Origin of the sequence: Pseudoalteromonas sp. MB41, from assembly GCF_020966275.1 — a bacterium.
GTDB classification, from domain to species: Bacteria; Pseudomonadota; Gammaproteobacteria; order Enterobacterales; family Alteromonadaceae; genus Pseudoalteromonas; species Pseudoalteromonas lipolytica.
On the sequence record NZ_JAJJZF010000009.1, the window covers coordinates 1 to 16,922 of the forward strand.

Below are 16,922 nucleotides of genomic sequence, written 5' to 3' on the forward strand. Positions count from 1 at the left end.
GTTTCGTTTCGGAATAAACTCATTCCAATTACAGACCACATAATAGCTTCTAGCGGTAACCGCCTTCTGCGAACAGTGGCAACTCCCGCATGTTCAAATGCTTGTTCAAGAATATCAGGGTCAAGAACCTGCTTAAGTTTGTCGAGTGTATGTACATCATCTAAAAAGGAGGACATATCATCGAAGTGTTGAATTAGAGACATAAAAAAATCCGATACTATTTCTAATATCGGATTGTGAAGCTATGAAAAGATCAGTCAAGTGATCATAAAAATATGCTTAACTGATCTGCATTACGCCCGTTGGCGTGCTTTTTAATTATAGCTCGAACGGGGCAACACCGACGGCTTTCATTTTATAGCCTACTTGGGCTATTTCACCGGACCAAGTCTCAGTGCTTATTACCCCTGTTACCACAATGGCATCATATAGGCTCTCGATTGGTACGCCACCTTTAATGGTTACATGAACAATTTGATTAGGCGGTGGAGGTGGTACATGAATACAAGCTCCAAAATACGGCACAAGTAAAAACTCAGTAATTACCTCACTGTCCCCTTCAAGCGGGACGACAAAGCCCGGAAGGCTGACTGATTGGCCATCAAGTTCTTTGACTACAGGAGCATCAAGGTCTGGTTGTACCCAGTTTTGCTCGCTGCCTTCATGGTTTGCTTGTGCTTGCGTGTCAATTTGCACGTGCCCTTTAGGGATTAAATCTTCCCAGAAGATTTCCTTTGGTGATCCAGCATAAGCCCCTGTGCATAGTAATAATGTCGCTAAGACTGCGAACTTTTGAAAAAACTGCATAACATTCCTTAAATTTTAATACTCATACCATCTGCAAGTGAGTAGAAATACGCGCGGGTCGCAGGAATTAACCCAACAATAAAGCCTGCTGCTATTATCGCAGCTAATAGCATGAGTTCATAGGATGACAATAACGCTATATTTAGACTTATTCCTGCATGGCTTTGCAAGTAATCTGCGCTCAGTAGCATTAAGCCATAGAACAGTACAATGCCGAGCAGGCAACCTAACCCAGTGATGAGAATCGATTCAACACTGATCAAGGTGAATATATGCCACGGTCTCGCGCCAACAGAACGCAAAATTGCCAACTCTCTTCGGCGTTGGTTTAGGCTCGATAACAGGCTAGTTAGCATACCAAGTAAACTAATTAAGACCACGACGATGGAAAACAGCAGCAAGATTTTTTCGACAATTGACAGCATCTCCCACAGTTCACGCAATGTGACTCCCGGCATAATCGCTAATAAAGCCTCTGGTTTATATTGGTTGATATTACGGCGAACTTGTAATGTGTAAAGCGGTGAATCGAAGCCAAGCAAAAAAGCGGTGATTTGCTTAGGATTTCCAACCAAATTAATCTCGTCATGCTCATGCTCATGAGATTCATCTTCGACATGGTCGGCTTCGTGCGTATGAGATTTACCATGAATCGTGTCAATTGCAGCAAGTGGTATATGGAGAGTTTTATCAACCGGCGTACCTGTTGGCTCTAAAATACCGACTACCGTGAATGGGTTATCATCATGATTATGAAAACTAGTGTTACCCATGCCATGCGCAATAACGACTTTATCGCCCAATTTATAATTAAGCGAACTGGCAACTTCTGAACCCAGCACCACTTCAAATAAGTGATTAAACTGCTGGCCTGATGCAAAACGAAGAGGCTGCTTTTTTCCGAACCGATAATGGTTGAAATAATCTTTATTGGTCCCGAGCACTGCAAGGCCTTTGTGACTATCACCCAACGACAGTGGAATGGCCCATTTTACGCCACGTTGTTGCGTAATGTATTGATAGCTGTGCCAGCTAACCCCGTTATTAGCATGGCCAATACGAAACACCGAAGATAACAATAATTGGATGTCGCCGGTGCGAGCACCAACAATTAAGTCAGTGCCGGAAATCGTGTTACTAAAGCTACTTTTAGCATCGACCCGCACTCGCTCAATTGACATCAAGAGCATGACGCTAATGGCAATCGTAAATAAGGTGAGTAAGGCACTAGCTTTGCGGTTTAGTAAACTTTTAATCGCGAGTTTAAGCAGCGACATGTGCGCCTCCTTGTAATTCAACAAGGTTAACACTGCGCTTAAAAAGCCCTTGCAAGGTTTCGTCATGGCTTACAAATACCAGTGTACTGTGCGTTGCTTTAGCTTGTTCAAACAGCAATTTAACGAATGCTTGGCGATTTTGTGTATCGAGTGCGGAGGTCGGTTCATCGGCAATAATAATTTCAGGGCTGCCAATGAATGCACGTGCAGCTGCAACACGTTGTTGCTGACCGATGCTCAGTTTAGAGACAGCCTGATGCTGTAACGCATCTGTCAAACCAAGTGCTGTTAAAAGACGACTTGCTTCAAGGTTAATAGAAGGGCTGTTATTAAGCGCCTGCTTTTGCCGTAATTTAGAAAATTGGCAGCCTAAAATTACGTTTTCAATAGGTGATAAATACGGCAATAAATTAAAGTTTTGAAAAATATAACCAATGTGATCGGCTCGAAAACGATCGCGTTTACTATTACTTAATTGGTTAACAGCCTTATCTAAAAGAGTGATAGTCCCTTGGTTGGGAGTGGTGACGCCCGCAAGCAAAGACAATAGCGTCGACTTACCACAACCACTCGGGCCATGTAAAAACACATGCTCACCTTGCTCAATATGCAGCGAAGCAATATTAATGGTGGGCGAAGCTTGTTGTGCGTGCCATTTAAAAAGCACATTTGAAAGCGTGATCATAACGACCTATTCGTTGTTACCATCGCCAGTAATTTAACTTTTTACGCATTTTAAAATTACGAATAAAGTTACGTGGTTTTGGCTTAAGTACTGGATTGTTCAATAGTAATTCATTGCTTGCTGCAAGTACACGCTGACTCGATAAGCCATCTTGGTAGGGGTGCAACTGCTGACAAAAGTGCTCAATTTTTGTCATCAGCTCAGTAGGCGTTGTGAGCGCATAATTGATTGCTTCTTCAACTTTATCTGGGTTTGTTACATCAATCAGGTGCTCACCGGGTGCTTGATTACAAAAAGTTACCACGGGCTTTCTTTGCAGTAAAAACATCAGCAGAATAGAGGAGGTATCACAGAGCATGACATCTGCCGCTTGTAGTAGCGGTAATACGTTATCGGTTTCTACGAAAGTTAAATTATCGTTTTGTAAGTCTTTATATTGCTCGACTAACTCACTCGGCATTTTTGGGTGGAATTGCACTAAAATACGCCACTTACCTTGCTGACTGTATGCTTTAATGTGTTCGTAAAGTTTAGGGGCTAGCGATAATCGCTTTGAAAACGTTGAGCAGATCAATAAGGTTTTTCTAGGATCATTTGGGTTTTTATAAGGGTTATTTGCGATCTGTGAAAAGAACGGATCGAGCGTTGGCCAACCGGTTTCTTTCACTTCAAAAAAGCCATGTTTTGTTGCAAGTGCCTTAAATGGAGCCGTTGTATTCGGTCCTTGAGTACAATATAAGTCAAAACAACCACGAATTTTAAAGTGATCATTCTCGCCTTTTCTGTTTAGCTTTCCGGCATCAAACCCATGAAAAACGCCGACTTTAATTCCTGGAATAAATGTAGGAATAATATTTGAAGGTGCATAAACAACATCAGGTTGCCAGTTGTGAATCTCTTCTATAGTACTCAGAGTCTGTTCACCTTCATTTAAGAATTCATGATTAACGTTGCTACCCTCTAAAAACCACCTAACTTGGCCACCGCGCGCTAAGATCTCTTGCTGTAATGGGCGCAAAATAGCGTACGAATAGTTTTGTGAAATATACATTAAGTATTTTTTTTCTGCGGTAGCTGTTAAGTAATCCAAAAAAACCTCCTATTGCGAGAGGCGTATTATAGCTAAATATTGTTTATGACAGCAAAATTACGGAGATTTTAATTTTTTTTGATTTTATCTGCGGAGCCTCGTAGCGGATCTGAGCGCAATGATTGAGCTTTCACAGCGTCTAGATTATTATAGGCGGCCATAACCCCAATCCCATACATGTGCTTTTAAGAGCATGCCAAATACTATCGGAGATAGCATGACTAGCTATAAAGTTTTAGACGTAAACGATGATTTACCGATCCGTACCAAAGGTGCGGTACACAGTGGTAAAGTGCGTTCAGTTTATTGGTTAACTGATGAGGACAGCGCGCGTTTAATTAGTGAAAAAGGGTATCAGGTTCCAAAGGGGACTGAGCTTGCTATTATGGTTATCTCTGACCGTATTTCAGCATTTGATTGTATTTGGCAAGGTGAGAATGGCTTAAATGGCGTGCCTGGTAAGGGGATCGCGTTAAACTCAGTTGCATCTCATTGGTTTAAATTGTTTGATAAAGCAGGCCTTGCTGGTAACCACATCGTTGATATTCCTCACCCTTATGTGTGGATTGTACGCAAAGCAAGTACAGTCAAAGTGGAAGCAATTGCACGCCAATACATCACGGGCAGCATGTGGCGCGATTACGCAAAGGGTACTCGTAACTTTTGTGGTATCGATTTACCAGAAGGTCTAACAGCAAATCAAAAGCTAGATAACGTACTTATCACTCCTTCAACGAAAGGAATTATTACCGGCGTAGCTGAGATCCCCGAAGTGGATGATGTCAATATCACGCGTGAAAACATCACTAATAACTTGTCAGTGTTTAATTTTAAGTCGGAAGATGATGTTGCGAAGTACGAACAGTTACTGGTTGAAGGCTTTAAATTAATCAGCGAAGAGCTTGCTAAACTTGACCAAATTTTTGTAGATACGAAATTTGAGTTTGGTTACGTTGAAGACGTTGATGGTTCTGACAAACTTATATACATCGACGAAGTGGGTACGCCTGATTCATCACGTATTTGGGATGGGCAAGCGTATCGCGATGGTAACATTATCGAAAACTCTAAAGAAGGCTTCCGTCAGTTATTAATCAATAATGTGCCTGACAGTGATGTGTTATTAAACAAAGATCGTATGGATGAGCGTGAGCAGCTTGCAAAAGACTACACCTTGCCAGAATCTGTGATGCTTGAGGTATCTGATACTTATGTGGGTATTGCAAGTAAGATCATTGGCCAAGAGATCACTATTCCAAGTGATCCACGCAGTGAAGTGATTGCCATTTTAGATACAGAGTACGGCTTAATTAAGCAGGGCTAAGCTGTATTCTTTCGTAAGTGACGCACTGATGTAGCGTATAAAAGCCAAGTTTGCTAAAAGAGCACTTGGCTTTTTTGTTTCGAGATGGGTTAAATATGATACCAACCCGCAATAGTGCTTAATCATTGTGAGGGATTAAACCCGTCACTACCTGTGTTAAAAATTTCTTATTTACGACTGCATGGATGCAGGAGGTAGAGCAATGCAGGAGCAATTGCCGAGAACCACTAAATAACGAAATTTTTGCTTTGTTATCAACGAGGTTTTATTGTCTCAAAATAGACCACTTAATTAAGCGAGTTGCTATTACTCGTTTTAAATAAGCTGAGTCACAGCATGACTAATCTGTTCAGGCTTTATATCGCGAATAAATTCACTTTCTTTAAGTTGCTGACCATTGGCGACTAAGGCAATATAATTTTTTTGTTTTGGAGCAACCGTGCTCCAAGGTGAAGTACCTAAACCAACAACGGCAATGAAAGGAACATTGACAGCTGCAGCTATATGCATTGGTCCAGAATCGATTGATATTAGCAAGTCTAAGCTAGCAATTACATCAACCATTTCAATAAGTGATGTTTTACCAACTAAGTTAGTGATATGGATTGTATCTTGTTGAAGCTGAGAAGTTAGAAGCTCTGAGTCTTTTTTTTCAGTTGGATCGCCGACAAGATAGAAATGACAACTTTTATATTCAGCATTTATTTTTTGCAAAGCGTCAATTGCTAAGTCTACAGGATAGTGACGGTGTCCTTTGTTTGTCCCGCCAAAATAAATACCAATATTTTTGCTTTCACTTTTCTTAATTATCAAGTTACTTTTTTTATAATGTAAATTGGTATTGGGAAATTGGGAGAAAGGCTCGCCGTGACTTTCATTGACTAAGCGACAATAACGATAAATATAATGGTGGTTTTTATTCAGCTTAAACTTATGTGTTAAGAGTGGAGAGCGGCCGTTTTGTGCATAACCAACACGAAACTTTATACACGCTGCGTAACATAGTAGTGCTTCAGAAAGAGAATTACGGAGTATGATTGCTAGTCCTATATTCTTTTCTTTTAACTTTTTCGCTTGGCCTAATAAAGAAGTAGGTTGGTTTTTGTTAAACCTTTCATCACTGATAACATGGATTGTTTCATCTCTAGCAAGAATATCAACTAGATGAGGACGAGCAAGAACGTAAATTTGTTTTTGTGGATAAAGATTTTTTAATATGCCGATTGTAGGGGTACAGTTGACAACATCACCAATAAATTTTGGTAATACAATTAGTACATTTCCGCTGATTGAGAGGTTATTTATAGTTGATAAGTTTTTCATTAGTATTTAAATATGCTTCAACAATCCGTTTTTATATATTTGTTATAACTATTTTCTCAATATCTGCTGTTTTCACTTTTCGTTGCAAATACATGTAAGTTCTATACTTTAGGTTCCTAAGGAATGTGGATCGTGATGAGTGCCTTCCAGAATTTGCCATCACTATATCACTTTCAAAACTTCTGTCTTCTGAAATTGGATAGGGTTTGATACCTAGCATTTGCAGCCCTACCTCGCTATGGAATTGCATATCCACATCGACAGGCCGGCAGAAGGGTTTTCGAGTAAGTAATTTTTTTGCTCCAGGTAAACTTATTAAGTATCCCTGTGTGCCATTTGGGGCTTTTCGATAATTACCAAGTGTGAAATTATGTTGAAGGCTTTTGCTATCAATAAACGGAAAATCTCTGTTGTCAGAAAGCTTAATGAGATCCCAACCATGCAGCGAACTTGATAATTCTATGATTGATATTAGGTGCTCTTCAATAAACAGGTCGTCTTCAAGCACTAAACAATGATTAATTTTTTCATCGACCATTTTTTGCCATATACGCATGTGGCTTACATAACAGCCTATTTCGCCTAGCGTTAAGTCACGATGATATTTTTGTTTATTGTTTTGCGGTGAATACCACTCATCTAATTGCTCTTTAGTGAGTTCCTTGCCAATTGTTGCAGGAAACCTCTCGGCGCTGATACCTAAGTTCGCAAGTCTATTATTGAGTGTTTTCCAGCGCTTTTCACTGCCTTGCATGTTAATGACAAATATAGGAACTGACATGACTTCTATTAATTAACCTTTTCTAATTTTTATTCTAACATTTAGAATAAAAGATATATTCAGAATTTGAAAGTTTGATGAATTGCGTTTGCAGCGTTTAAACACTTATGACTAAACAGGAATTAAATGAAAAATATAGTCTCAGCCTCATGGTTAAATAATAACCTGACAGCGAAGGAACTGGTTATTTTTGATGCGGGTATGGTTCGCCCAGGTCAGGAGGGCAGCTACGCTCCAGCCGCTATGCTACCGAATGCACAGCGCTTTGATTTTAAAAATACACTGGCTGATAACAGTAATCCGGTCCCAAGTATGATGTGTAGTAGCGAGCAATTCACCGAACACATGCAAGTCGCGGGAGTTAATCAGAATTCACGTGTTGTTATTTATGAAGACCAAGGTTTATTTAGTTCAGCACGGGCATGGTGGATGTTTAAGGCTATGGGCTTTGATAACGTAAAAGTCTTAAGTGGAGGTTTAGCAAAGTGGTTGGCTCAGGGATTTGATGTTCACTCTGAGTATTATACGCCGACAACAAAAGGTAACTTTGTTGCACAGCCCCGTAAAGATTATTTTATCACGGCAGATCAGGTACTAAATTCACTTTCAGATACGAGTATTATCACGCTAGATGCAAGGCCTACAGCTCGTTTTACTGGCGAGCAAGCAGAGCCACGTGATGGCATGCGCAGTGGTCATATTCCGGGTAGTCGTTCTTTACCTTTGTCAGATGTATTGAATGACGGGGAGCTTAAGTCTCTTGATGCACTGCACACAGTGTTCAACTTACATGTAAATGGACACACTCAGCTGCAATTTAGCTGTGGCTCAGGAGTGACGGCCTGTGCCCTTGCTTTGTGTGCGGATGAGTGTGGTTATACTAACCTTCGGGTTTACGATGGTTCTTGGAGTGAGTGGGGCGCTTGTCACGATTTACCTATTGAAAAAGGCCCGCATCAATAAATGCAGCGTAGTTATGCCAGCTGCCGATACTATTTTTGTTAAGTGGCTGGCGAATTTGCTTTTTACTCGCTGTCGCTGATGCTGCGTTATTTTTATAAAATGCCAAACAGCTTGCTTGCCAATTTAAGTTACAAAATGCATAGAGCTTTTGGGTTTGTTTAATTGGCTCTTCGACTAACTGCTCGTAACTCTGTAAATACACTTGTTTAGGGTACTTAGTGGCAAAGTGCGTCGCTAAAGCGGTGTAGTCTTGGTGAAAGGCGACAATATCGTAAAATGTAAAGCTGTAATGGTGAAAGACACTTTGCGGGTTATATAACTGCCTGTAATTGGCTACGCTGCAATCATGCCAATTTCGTTGCATACACACTATTTTGGCGTGAGGAAAAGCCGCTAAAATAAAATCAATATAGTAAAAATTAAACGGTTGTTTATCACAACTGCGCAGTGTGTTACTGAGTTTTTCGGCTCGTTGTTGGTAGTGGGTTATTGTTTGGTGAATGTCAGCGCAAGCGTAAGCCTTGGCGAACATTTCACTATCAATAACACGGTTTGATTGTGTGCCATGTTGCATGAGTTGTGCGATATCATTCAGTTCGCCAATCCCTTGTAATTCATCACTTTGATTAAGTATTTTTTCAACGAGAGTGGTGCCTGAGCGCGGCATCCCTACAACAAACACAGGGGCAAAGTCAGAGTTACTAGGAGATAATTGACTGTGTGTGCTGTGTCTCATTAATGTTTGGCAAAACTGACGATGTTGCTGTGATTGATAGTTAAGTTGTTGCGCAATAGCTTGTTTACTGTGCGTAAAGTACTTAAATGCATTCTCGTAGTCGTTTAAATGCTCATAATTTAAAGCAAGACTATGGAAATACGCCTGTTGATCACTCGCTGTATGTACGCGTTGAGCTTGGGGTTGTAACACGTTTAAGTGCTGCTTAGCTTCTTCGGTATTGTTCAACTCGGCCAGTGAATAATGGGCTTGATAATAGTGCTCGTGTTCAGTAATAAGCTGCTTTAATAGTGTTTTAGCTTCGCCAAACAGGCCGTGAACTTTTAAGGCCACTGCTAAGTTATAGCTTATTTGAGGTGTTTGCTTATCAAGTTGATAGGCTGATTGTTGAAATGTAAGGGCATCATCATAATAGCCTAAGCGAGTTGCAATGTTGGCGAGTGTATCTAACTCCAACGCACTGTAATGCTGTGTTGCCATTGCACTTTTATAATGAACAGTGGCGCGACTTATCTCCCCTCGCAATATAAGGTGCTTAGCGAGGTTTAAATGATAAATATTTAAAGGCTCAATACTGAGGGCTTTTTCAATTAACTTAACCGCTTTATTTAAATCACCGGCAGCTGTATTTACTTCACTGAGTAAAAAGTAGCTAACGTGATCATGCGGGTTTTGCTGCAGGCGTAAAACTAACTGCTGGTGGGCTTCAGCCAATTGTTTATTCGCTAGAAGTTGATGTATATGTGTGCGAAGCGCGTGTTGAGTACTATTAAGCATGGTTCATCTTAAAAGCCTTGCGGTAAACCAGCAAGGCTTTTATGAGATAGGCTAATTATAGCTCAAAGTTATAACTAAATTTTAAGCCAATAGTACGGGGTGCTGTTGTGTAGTGGCCATATACACGTTGTAACTCAGGTAACTCTTTGTTTAGCTCAGCATATTGAGACTGTCCTGCCCATGACTTATCACGGCGTACAGAGGTAAATGCATACTTATCAAAAAGGTTATCGATGTATAAGGTTGCTGACCACATATCGCCTGTAATTTTTGCTGATAAATTGCTAAGAGCGTAACCTGGCAGTATTTCACCGTCGGCTTTTAAACCTACTTTTGTGATTACATCGCTTTGGGCTGTAATCCCGTAGTTTACGCTAAGTAACTTATCACCGAGGATGTCTTGCTCATAACGCAGACCAAATGAAAACTGATGTTCAGGTGCTCCCGGTAAACGGTCTCCTTTTGCGCCGTCATAGTAGCTTTGATAGTGTGCAAGTTTGTCATCAAGAACACCAAATAAATAAGGTGTATCTTCAGTTAGCTCTGCTTTAGCGTACGCGTAGGTTGCATAAGCAGCCCATCTGTCGCCGATCATGGCACGGGTAGACAGTTCAACACCTTTTGAGTTGGCAGAGCCTGCATTTGACGTGATAAGTTCTTGGCCGTTAACAGTACTGCTGCCGACTTGCGCATCTTTCCAATCAACGTTGAACAGCGCGGCATTAAAGTGCAAGCGATTACGCAACCACGATGATTTAAAACCAAGCTCGTAGTTAACGGTGGTATCCGGTTTATAATCTTCTTCGTTTGGAAGTGCACAAACAATTTGTTGCTCTGGTAATACGTCTGGGCATGGTGCAATCCCATTACCACCACCAATACGGAAACCTTCACTGACGGTAAAGTAAGCAAGAATACCATTATCAAACGTGTAATTAGCATTAAACTTAAATAAGTTACCACTATCGCTTGCACTGACATTTTCCATTACTAGGTTATCAAGTGAATCAAAGTCGCCTGAATATAGAGGTGTTGCAGAGCCCGACGTAGTCGATACGTCATATTCATAAAAACGCGCACCTAAAGTGACATCAAACTGATCAGTGATGCTGTAGCCAATTTCACCGAAAATAGCTTTTTCAGTGGTTTCACTATCTGAAATGAGAATGTATTCAAGATCTTCTTCTACATTTAAAATGCCACCCCCCCAGTACTCAGTAAGACCCGGCGTATACTCGCGGTCATCAGAGTGGCTTTCTAGTTTGTTGTAGAAACCGCCGACAATCCAGTTGAGGTTACTACTGCTGTTTGATACGAGGCGCAGCTCTTGAGTGAAATTATCGCGCTCTGATGTATCGTGCGTGTAACCAACAAATGCAGGGAAATCAGCATAGCCAGACCAAATATCGTAGAGTAGGTCTGTTTGGTCTCGTTGGCCCGACTGCTCGTAGCTTGACCAGCCAGATGCTGAAACAAGTTCAGCAAAACCAAGATCTGCTTTTATTTCTAAGCTTAATAAATCGTTTTCTTCTTCACCAGGTTCAAGCACTCGCGCGACATTGTCGTATTTACCTGATACGCCTTGCAAAGCACTGCTATCAGCCAACGAGCCGTATTGCGATGTTGAGTTGCCGCCATTTTCTTGTTTTTGATAGAAGTAGTTAAGCGTTGCATCAACTGTTTCTGTTGCTAACCAACGCAGTGATAAGCGGGCAGTGGTAATTTGCTCATCGTTCACGTCACTGACGCTTTTAAGGTTCGCATTAACGTCGCTACTGTCGCTAAAGTCAGGATTTGGGTTAGACACACCCGGCTCTTTAACCACGTGGGTGTAATCAATGTAACCTGGGTTATCGTAATAGTTCAAGCTGGCACGTAATGCGAGTTTATCGTCAATGAGTGGGGTGTTAAATACCACACCAAACTCACCGCCAGTGCCATCACTTTCATTCATGCTGAATACATCACCGGTTACTTTACCTTCAGTGATATCAAGTTCTGGCTGCTTTAATAAATAGCGAATTGCGCCACCTAAAGTACCTGCACCATACAGGGTGCCCTGCGGACCAATGAGGACCTCTACACGGTCAACATCAGTTAAACGCAAATCGATGCTGAGCGGTATTTCACCAACATAAGTTGCAACAGTGCCACTGTCAGAAATACGGTCTGAGGTATTTGTATTAAGACCACGTACAATGATCGGAGACCCTTCACGACCACCTTGGTCAGAAATTGTTAAACCGGGTACCCAGCGTGCAACATCTTCAAGATCGCCAATATTCTGATCGCTAATTACATCACCATTTAAAGCGGTGATATTAAGTGGCGCATCTTGTACTGAACCTGCTCGTCGCGTTGCAGTGATTTGAATAGTTTCAATTGATTTATCAAGTTCAACAGTATCATCAGCAGCGAGTGCGATGTTGCTATTGATTAAAACCGCAGAAATTGCACTGGCAAGTAGAGCAGGCTTAAAGGTATTCATGTTTGATTCCGATAAAGTTACAGTAAAATTATGCTTAAAAAACACACTAAGTTAATAGTTTAAGCAATAAATAAGGGATATTAAGTGAATTTATATCCAATTATAATGTATTTTTATTCTTGTAGTCATGCGTTATTTGCAATTAAATGCAAAATAATTGAATAAATACTCTACTTTACTGTTATTTATCGGTAAATGGGCAGTGAGTGCAGCCATTGGAACAGCAATGACCACGCTTTAAAAAGAACCAGCGGCTAAATACCATGTAGTTGTTCTGCATTGTGTAATCGAGATTTTCTATTAAGTTTCCATGATGCGAAAAGGGTTTTGCAAAAGCCAATTGCTGTGCAAGGGGCTGTTCATATAGCGTAGATAAAAATAGATTTATCTTTTTAATTGTACAATCACGGCATAAACAGGATGTTGCGGCGTCATCAAGTGGTAAAATAGCAGGTAACTCATTACACCAGCATGCGTTTATATCGTCGGCACGACATGTCAGTGTCGCATTACACTGTGAGCAACTAAGGATGGTCATTGGCTAGAAGTAATTTTTTGATATTAATAGGTAAGCATAGCAAATGGATAAATTAGACGCACTAAGTCAGTTTGCGAGTTTTGGTAAGAAACGCGAGCAAGCTGTGGCTGTAATCGTTAATACCGCAGATGATCAAGGCGCTATATATACACTAACAAAAGCAACTTTTTGTAATGTACTAGAGCGTGTGCTCAGCAATGAAATTGATATTGATGAGTTAGAATTATGGGCGAGTGTTTTAGAGTCACGCCAAGATATCGATGAAAGTGCTGTTGAAGGGGCTATTTTTGCGTTGAGTAATGCTGAGCAAATGGGCGAGCTGAATAAAGAGACGCTGATTACGTTATTAGCACTTATTAAGTAACTTTTGTTGGCCCTGTGATTGCACAACCGGGAGTGAGTAATAAAAAACCGTGCTGCTTTAACAAACACGGTTTTATTATTTTTAATAGCTGTCGCTACTTATGATAACTCAAGCAAGTTTCTACTTCGTTTTTGGAACCTAAAATCACCGCGACACGTTGGTGAATGGCATTAGGTTGGATATCCATAATGCGCTCAGTGCCGGTAGAAGCAATACCGCCAGCTTGTTCAATTAACATTGCCATAGGGTTTGCTTCGTATAGTAAACGTAATTTGTTTGGTTTATTGGGATCTTTTGTGTCAGTAGGGTAAGTAAAAATCCCCCCTCGACATAACACGCGGTGAACATCTCCGACCATTGCGGCAATCCAGCGCATGTTAAAGTTGCGTCCACGAGGACCTGTATCACCAGCAATCAAGTCAGTAATGTAGTTTTGCATAGCCGGTTGCCAATGACGTTGGTTAGAGGCGTTAATTGCAAACTCACTGGTCTCTTCAGGGATACTGGCAAAGTCTTCTGTTAATAAAAAGGTACCGTGTGTTTTATCTAACGTAAAAAAGCGAGTGCCTTTACCCGTTGTTAATGCCAGTACTGTCGATGGGCCATATAAAACATAACCAGCCGCAACTTGGTTTTTACCTGGTTGCATGAAAATACTTTGGTCAGCTGGGTCTGCACCTTCAGGGGCTTCCATTATTGAAAAAATAGTACCAACTAAGGAGTTTATGTCGGTATTTGATGAACCATCAAGCGGGTCAAACGCCACAATATACTTTGCGTCCGGATTCCCTGCTACAGTGAAATCTTCTTCTTCAGAAGCGATGGCTTTTACGTAGCCCGATTCTAATAAGATATCTTTTAAAAGCTGGTTGGTAAGGACATCAAGCTTCTTTTGTGTTTCACCTTGAATATTTTCATCAAGAGTTGACCCTAATACGCCAGAAAGGGCGCCTTGGCCAACACGGAATGAAATTTCTTTACATGCCGCAAGAACCGTTCTGATCAATGAAATCAGTTCTCGTGGGCAGCCATCTTCTAGCAATACCGGTGGGAGTCTACGCATTCTATTTTCCTGATAACGTTGTAGCTAGACATTTTTTAGTGTGAGAGAGAATGTCTTAGCAAGCGCTGAATTTCGTCTTAAATAGCTGTTTTTTATCGGCGATACTTTATACTGCCTAATACCTGTACAGTATTTAAAACGCGAATAACAAAGATAAGATTATGCAAAAAATACCATTACTACGATACCTGCTCTTAGCCGTGTTACTTACTATGATAACCCAAGCACACGCAGCAATTAAGTCTATAAATGATTTTACTGAAAAAATGACACATTTTTCAGGTTACTTTTCCTTTTATTACGACACTGAAAACGGCAAAGTCTATGTTGAGGTAGATAAACTCACGCAGCCGTTTTTATTACAACAAAGCTTGCCGTATGGCGTTGGCTCGAATGATATTGGTCTAGACCGAGGGCAACTTGGCAATACCCACCTTGTGCAGTTCGAGCGTTTTGGCGATAAAGTCATGTTACGTGCACTCAATACGTATTATCGCGCTAACACTACCAATGTCGCTGAACAACAAAGTATAAAAGAGGCATTCGCGTCAAGTATTCTTGCCGGCTTTGATGTTGTCGCCCAATCCGATTCTGCCACCCTAATTGATTACACTCCTTACTTATTAAGTGATGTGCATGGCGTTACTCGCAGCTTAGCAGCTCGGGGGCAGGGTAGTTTTAATGTTGACGCCAATCGAAGTGCGGTGTATTTAACGCGCTCAAACGCATTCCCAGAAAATACTGAGCTTGAAGCGGTTTTAACCTTTCAAGGTAGCAACCCTGGTAAGTATGTTCGTCAAGTTAGTGCGCACCCTTATGCCCTGACAGTGCACATGCATCACTCTTTAATTAAATTGCCCGATGATAACTACACGCCGCGTAAATTCCATCCGCAGGCTGGTTTTTGGAGTATTGAACATAAAGATTATGCGGCACCACTGGATGAAACCATGTATGTGCGTTATATCCCGCGTCACCGTTTAGCTAAAAAAGATCCAAGCTTACCAGTTAGTGAGCCCGTTGAGCCGATTGTGTATTATTTAGATCCAGGTGTGCCTGAGCCAGTGAAAACGGCACTGATAGATGGGGCTAAATGGTGGAACGATGCTTTTACAGCAGCAGGCTACAAAAATGCCTTTATTGTGAAGGTGCTGCCTGATGATGCTGACCCTATGGATGTGCGTTACAACGTGATTCAATGGGTGCATAGAGCAACCCGAGGATGGTCATATGGCAGTTCAGTGATTGACCCACGTACGGGTGAAATAATTAAAGGCCACGTGACTCTTGGTTCATTGCGTGTACGTCAAGATATCTTACTAGCAGAAGCATTAGCTGCCCCGTATTTAGAAGGAAATGAAGTGGCAACGCGTTTACATGCGATGGCGCTTGACCGTATTCGTCAACTCAGTGCGCACGAAGTAGGGCACACACTGGGTATTTCTCACAACTTTGCAGCGTCTGTTGGCGACAGAGCCTCTGTCATGGATTACCCGCATCCTTTATTAAGTTTTAATGAGCACGGTAAATTGGATGTTAGTCGCGGCTATGCATCTGGGATGGGCGTTTGGGATACTCAAGTCGTTAAATATGGCTACAGTGATTTTAGCAATCAAGATGAAACAAAGCAGCTTGCTGCTATTCTTGCCGAAAACAAAAGTAAAGGTCTTGAGTTCATCTCAGACAGTGATGCTCGGGCACAAGGTGGGGCACACCCTACGGGACATCTTTGGGATAATGGCAGTTCGCCCAGTGATGAATTAATGCGTGTACTTGCTGTGCGCAAACAAGCACTCGCTAGTTTTGGCATTCATAATATTAAAACGGGTACTGCATTGTCGCAGTTAGAGGAAATGTTAGTGCCGTTATATTTGTTCCACCGCTATCAAGTTGAAGCTGCAGTAAAGCTCGTAGCTGGCGTAAACTACGAATATGAAGTACGAAATGGCTCACAACCTAAAGGTGCACAGGTGGTTGCAAAACAAACGCAACAATTAGCCGTTAATGCGCTTCTTGAAACGCTTAAGGCTGATAATCTTGTCTTGCCTGAATCGATATTATCGCTTATTCCGCCAAAAGCGTACGGAGAGTCAAAATCACGTGAGAGTATTGTTGGTCGTACAGGACTGACCCTTGATGCAATGGCACTTCCCGAAGTGGCGGCGACACATAGTTTAAGCTTACTGTTTAATAGTCAACGTGTTAACCGTTTGGCACAACAACACGCCAGAAGCGATGCGTTTTATGGGTTAGATGCGTTATTAGCACAAACGTATCAGCAGATTTTTGAGCAAAAAATGGATGACGGCCTAGCGGGTAAAATAACTCAGCGTGTGCAACTGTTAACGGCAAAGCAGTTCGCTGATTTAGTTGCCAGTGATGAGGTTGATCCTGAGGTGCAAGCGCAGTTTCGTTATTACTTGGCAAAGCTTGCAAAAAGTTATCAGCAAGAGTCAATGCTAGGCAGTGCCTCGGTAGGGAACAGTGCATTTAAGCAATTTTTGAGCGAGCAGGTGTCGCAATTTTTAGACACGGGGAAATGGCCGGATAACTTTAAGGCATTACCCATGCCTCCGGGCTCGCCAATTTAACTTATTAGTCTAAAAAGTAAAACGCCAAGCCTTACCATGGATGAACGTTTGAGCTATTGCGAAAGCGACGTTAGGCCTTGGCGTTTTACTTGCATAAAATTGGATATTTGCTAAT

General features: G+C 41.4%; 15 protein-coding genes. 4 read left to right on the plus strand and 11 right to left on the minus strand.

Annotation, left to right across the window (positions count from 1 at the left end; all coding sequences use genetic code 11):
- The 5 genes from LPA49_RS10625 to LPA49_RS10645 all read right to left on the minus strand — a co-directional run.
- Nucleotides 1–203 (minus strand): transposase domain-containing protein (locus tag LPA49_RS10625; RefSeq protein ID WP_230236502.1); only part of this gene is annotated, 203 nt, incomplete at its 3' end.
- Nucleotides 204–318: 115 nt separating this feature from the next.
- Entirely contained in the window at nt 319–807 is a 489-nt protein-coding gene (locus LPA49_RS10630; RefSeq protein WP_230236509.1) for a DUF3299 domain-containing protein, read from the minus strand.
- 8 nt (nt 808–815) lie between these two features.
- Nucleotides 816–2,084, minus strand: a complete 1,269-nt coding sequence (locus LPA49_RS10635) for an ABC transporter permease (RefSeq protein WP_230236511.1) — start codon at nt 2,082–2,084, stop codon at nt 816–818.
- Nucleotides 2,071–2,769, minus strand: a complete 699-nt coding sequence (locus LPA49_RS10640) for an ABC transporter ATP-binding protein (protein ID WP_230236513.1) — start codon at nt 2,767–2,769, stop codon at nt 2,071–2,073. Before LPA49_RS10640 ends, LPA49_RS10635 begins: the two co-directional genes overlap by 14 nt.
- A gap of 16 nt (nt 2,770–2,785) precedes the next feature.
- Complete coding sequence (locus LPA49_RS10645; RefSeq protein ID WP_174403865.1) at nt 2,786–3,859, minus strand: CDP-glycerol glycerophosphotransferase family protein; 1,074 nt, start codon at nt 3,857–3,859, stop codon at nt 2,786–2,788.
- Between the two features lie 217 nt (nt 3,860–4,076).
- Between LPA49_RS10645 and LPA49_RS10650 the strand changes: the two genes are divergently transcribed.
- The gene (locus tag LPA49_RS10650; RefSeq protein ID WP_230236515.1) at nt 4,077–5,183 is read left to right on the plus strand and encodes a phosphoribosylaminoimidazolesuccinocarboxamide synthase; all 1,107 of its coding nucleotides are present in this window, start codon (nt 4,077–4,079) and stop codon (nt 5,181–5,183) included.
- A 315-nt stretch (nt 5,184–5,498) separates the two neighbouring features.
- Here LPA49_RS10650 and LPA49_RS10655 read toward each other — a convergent pair whose 3' ends face one another.
- Both LPA49_RS10655 and LPA49_RS10660 read right to left on the minus strand, forming a co-directional pair.
- A complete protein-coding gene (locus tag LPA49_RS10655) occupies nt 5,499–6,506 on the minus strand; it encodes a glycosyltransferase family 9 protein (RefSeq protein WP_075594063.1) in 1,008 nt (335 codons plus the stop codon).
- Nucleotides 6,507–6,537: 31 nt separating this feature from the next.
- Complete coding sequence (locus LPA49_RS10660) at nt 6,538–7,287, minus strand: glycosyltransferase family 25 protein (protein WP_268260752.1); 750 nt, start codon at nt 7,285–7,287, stop codon at nt 6,538–6,540.
- 126 nt (nt 7,288–7,413) lie between these two features.
- On the opposite strand from LPA49_RS10660, the gene LPA49_RS10665 reads away from it, so the two are divergent.
- Nucleotides 7,414–8,250, plus strand: a complete 837-nt coding sequence (locus LPA49_RS10665; protein ID WP_230236518.1) for a sulfurtransferase — start codon at nt 7,414–7,416, stop codon at nt 8,248–8,250.
- Here LPA49_RS10665 and LPA49_RS10670 read toward each other — a convergent pair.
- The 3 genes from LPA49_RS10670 to LPA49_RS10680 form a co-directional block, all read right to left on the minus strand.
- Nucleotides 8,225–9,763 carry a sulfotransferase gene (locus tag LPA49_RS10670; protein ID WP_182396116.1) on the minus strand — a complete coding sequence of 513 codons (1,539 nt, stop codon included), beginning with the start codon at nt 9,761–9,763 and terminating at the stop codon, nt 8,225–8,227. The genes LPA49_RS10665 and LPA49_RS10670 overlap by 26 nt on opposite strands.
- Before the next feature lie 55 nt (nt 9,764–9,818).
- Nucleotides 9,819–12,251 (minus strand): TonB-dependent receptor, encoded by a 2,433-nt coding sequence (locus LPA49_RS10675; protein WP_065978137.1) that lies wholly within the window; start codon nt 12,249–12,251, stop codon nt 9,819–9,821.
- Nucleotides 12,252–12,432: 181 nt separating this feature from the next.
- On the minus strand, nt 12,433–12,789 hold the full coding sequence (locus LPA49_RS10680; RefSeq protein ID WP_074988837.1) for a DUF5522 domain-containing protein: 357 nt from the start codon (nt 12,787–12,789) through the stop codon (nt 12,433–12,435).
- 43 nt (nt 12,790–12,832) lie between these two features.
- On the opposite strand from LPA49_RS10680, the gene LPA49_RS10685 reads away from it, so the two are divergent.
- Nucleotides 12,833–13,153 (plus strand): hypothetical protein, encoded by a 321-nt coding sequence (locus LPA49_RS10685; protein WP_230236520.1) that lies wholly within the window; start codon nt 12,833–12,835, stop codon nt 13,151–13,153.
- A 94-nt stretch (nt 13,154–13,247) separates the two neighbouring features.
- Here the strand turns inward: LPA49_RS10685 and LPA49_RS10690 are convergent, their stop codons facing one another.
- Nucleotides 13,248–14,216, minus strand: coding sequence for a class 1 fructose-bisphosphatase (locus LPA49_RS10690; RefSeq protein ID WP_036971090.1), 969 nt, complete (start codon nt 14,214–14,216; stop codon nt 13,248–13,250).
- Nucleotides 14,217–14,377: 161 nt separating this feature from the next.
- Between LPA49_RS10690 and LPA49_RS10695 the strand changes: the two genes are divergently transcribed.
- Entirely contained in the window at nt 14,378–16,807 is a 2,430-nt protein-coding gene (locus LPA49_RS10695; RefSeq protein ID WP_199524349.1) for a zinc-dependent metalloprotease, read from the plus strand.
- Nucleotides 16,808–16,922: the final 115 nt, after the last annotated feature.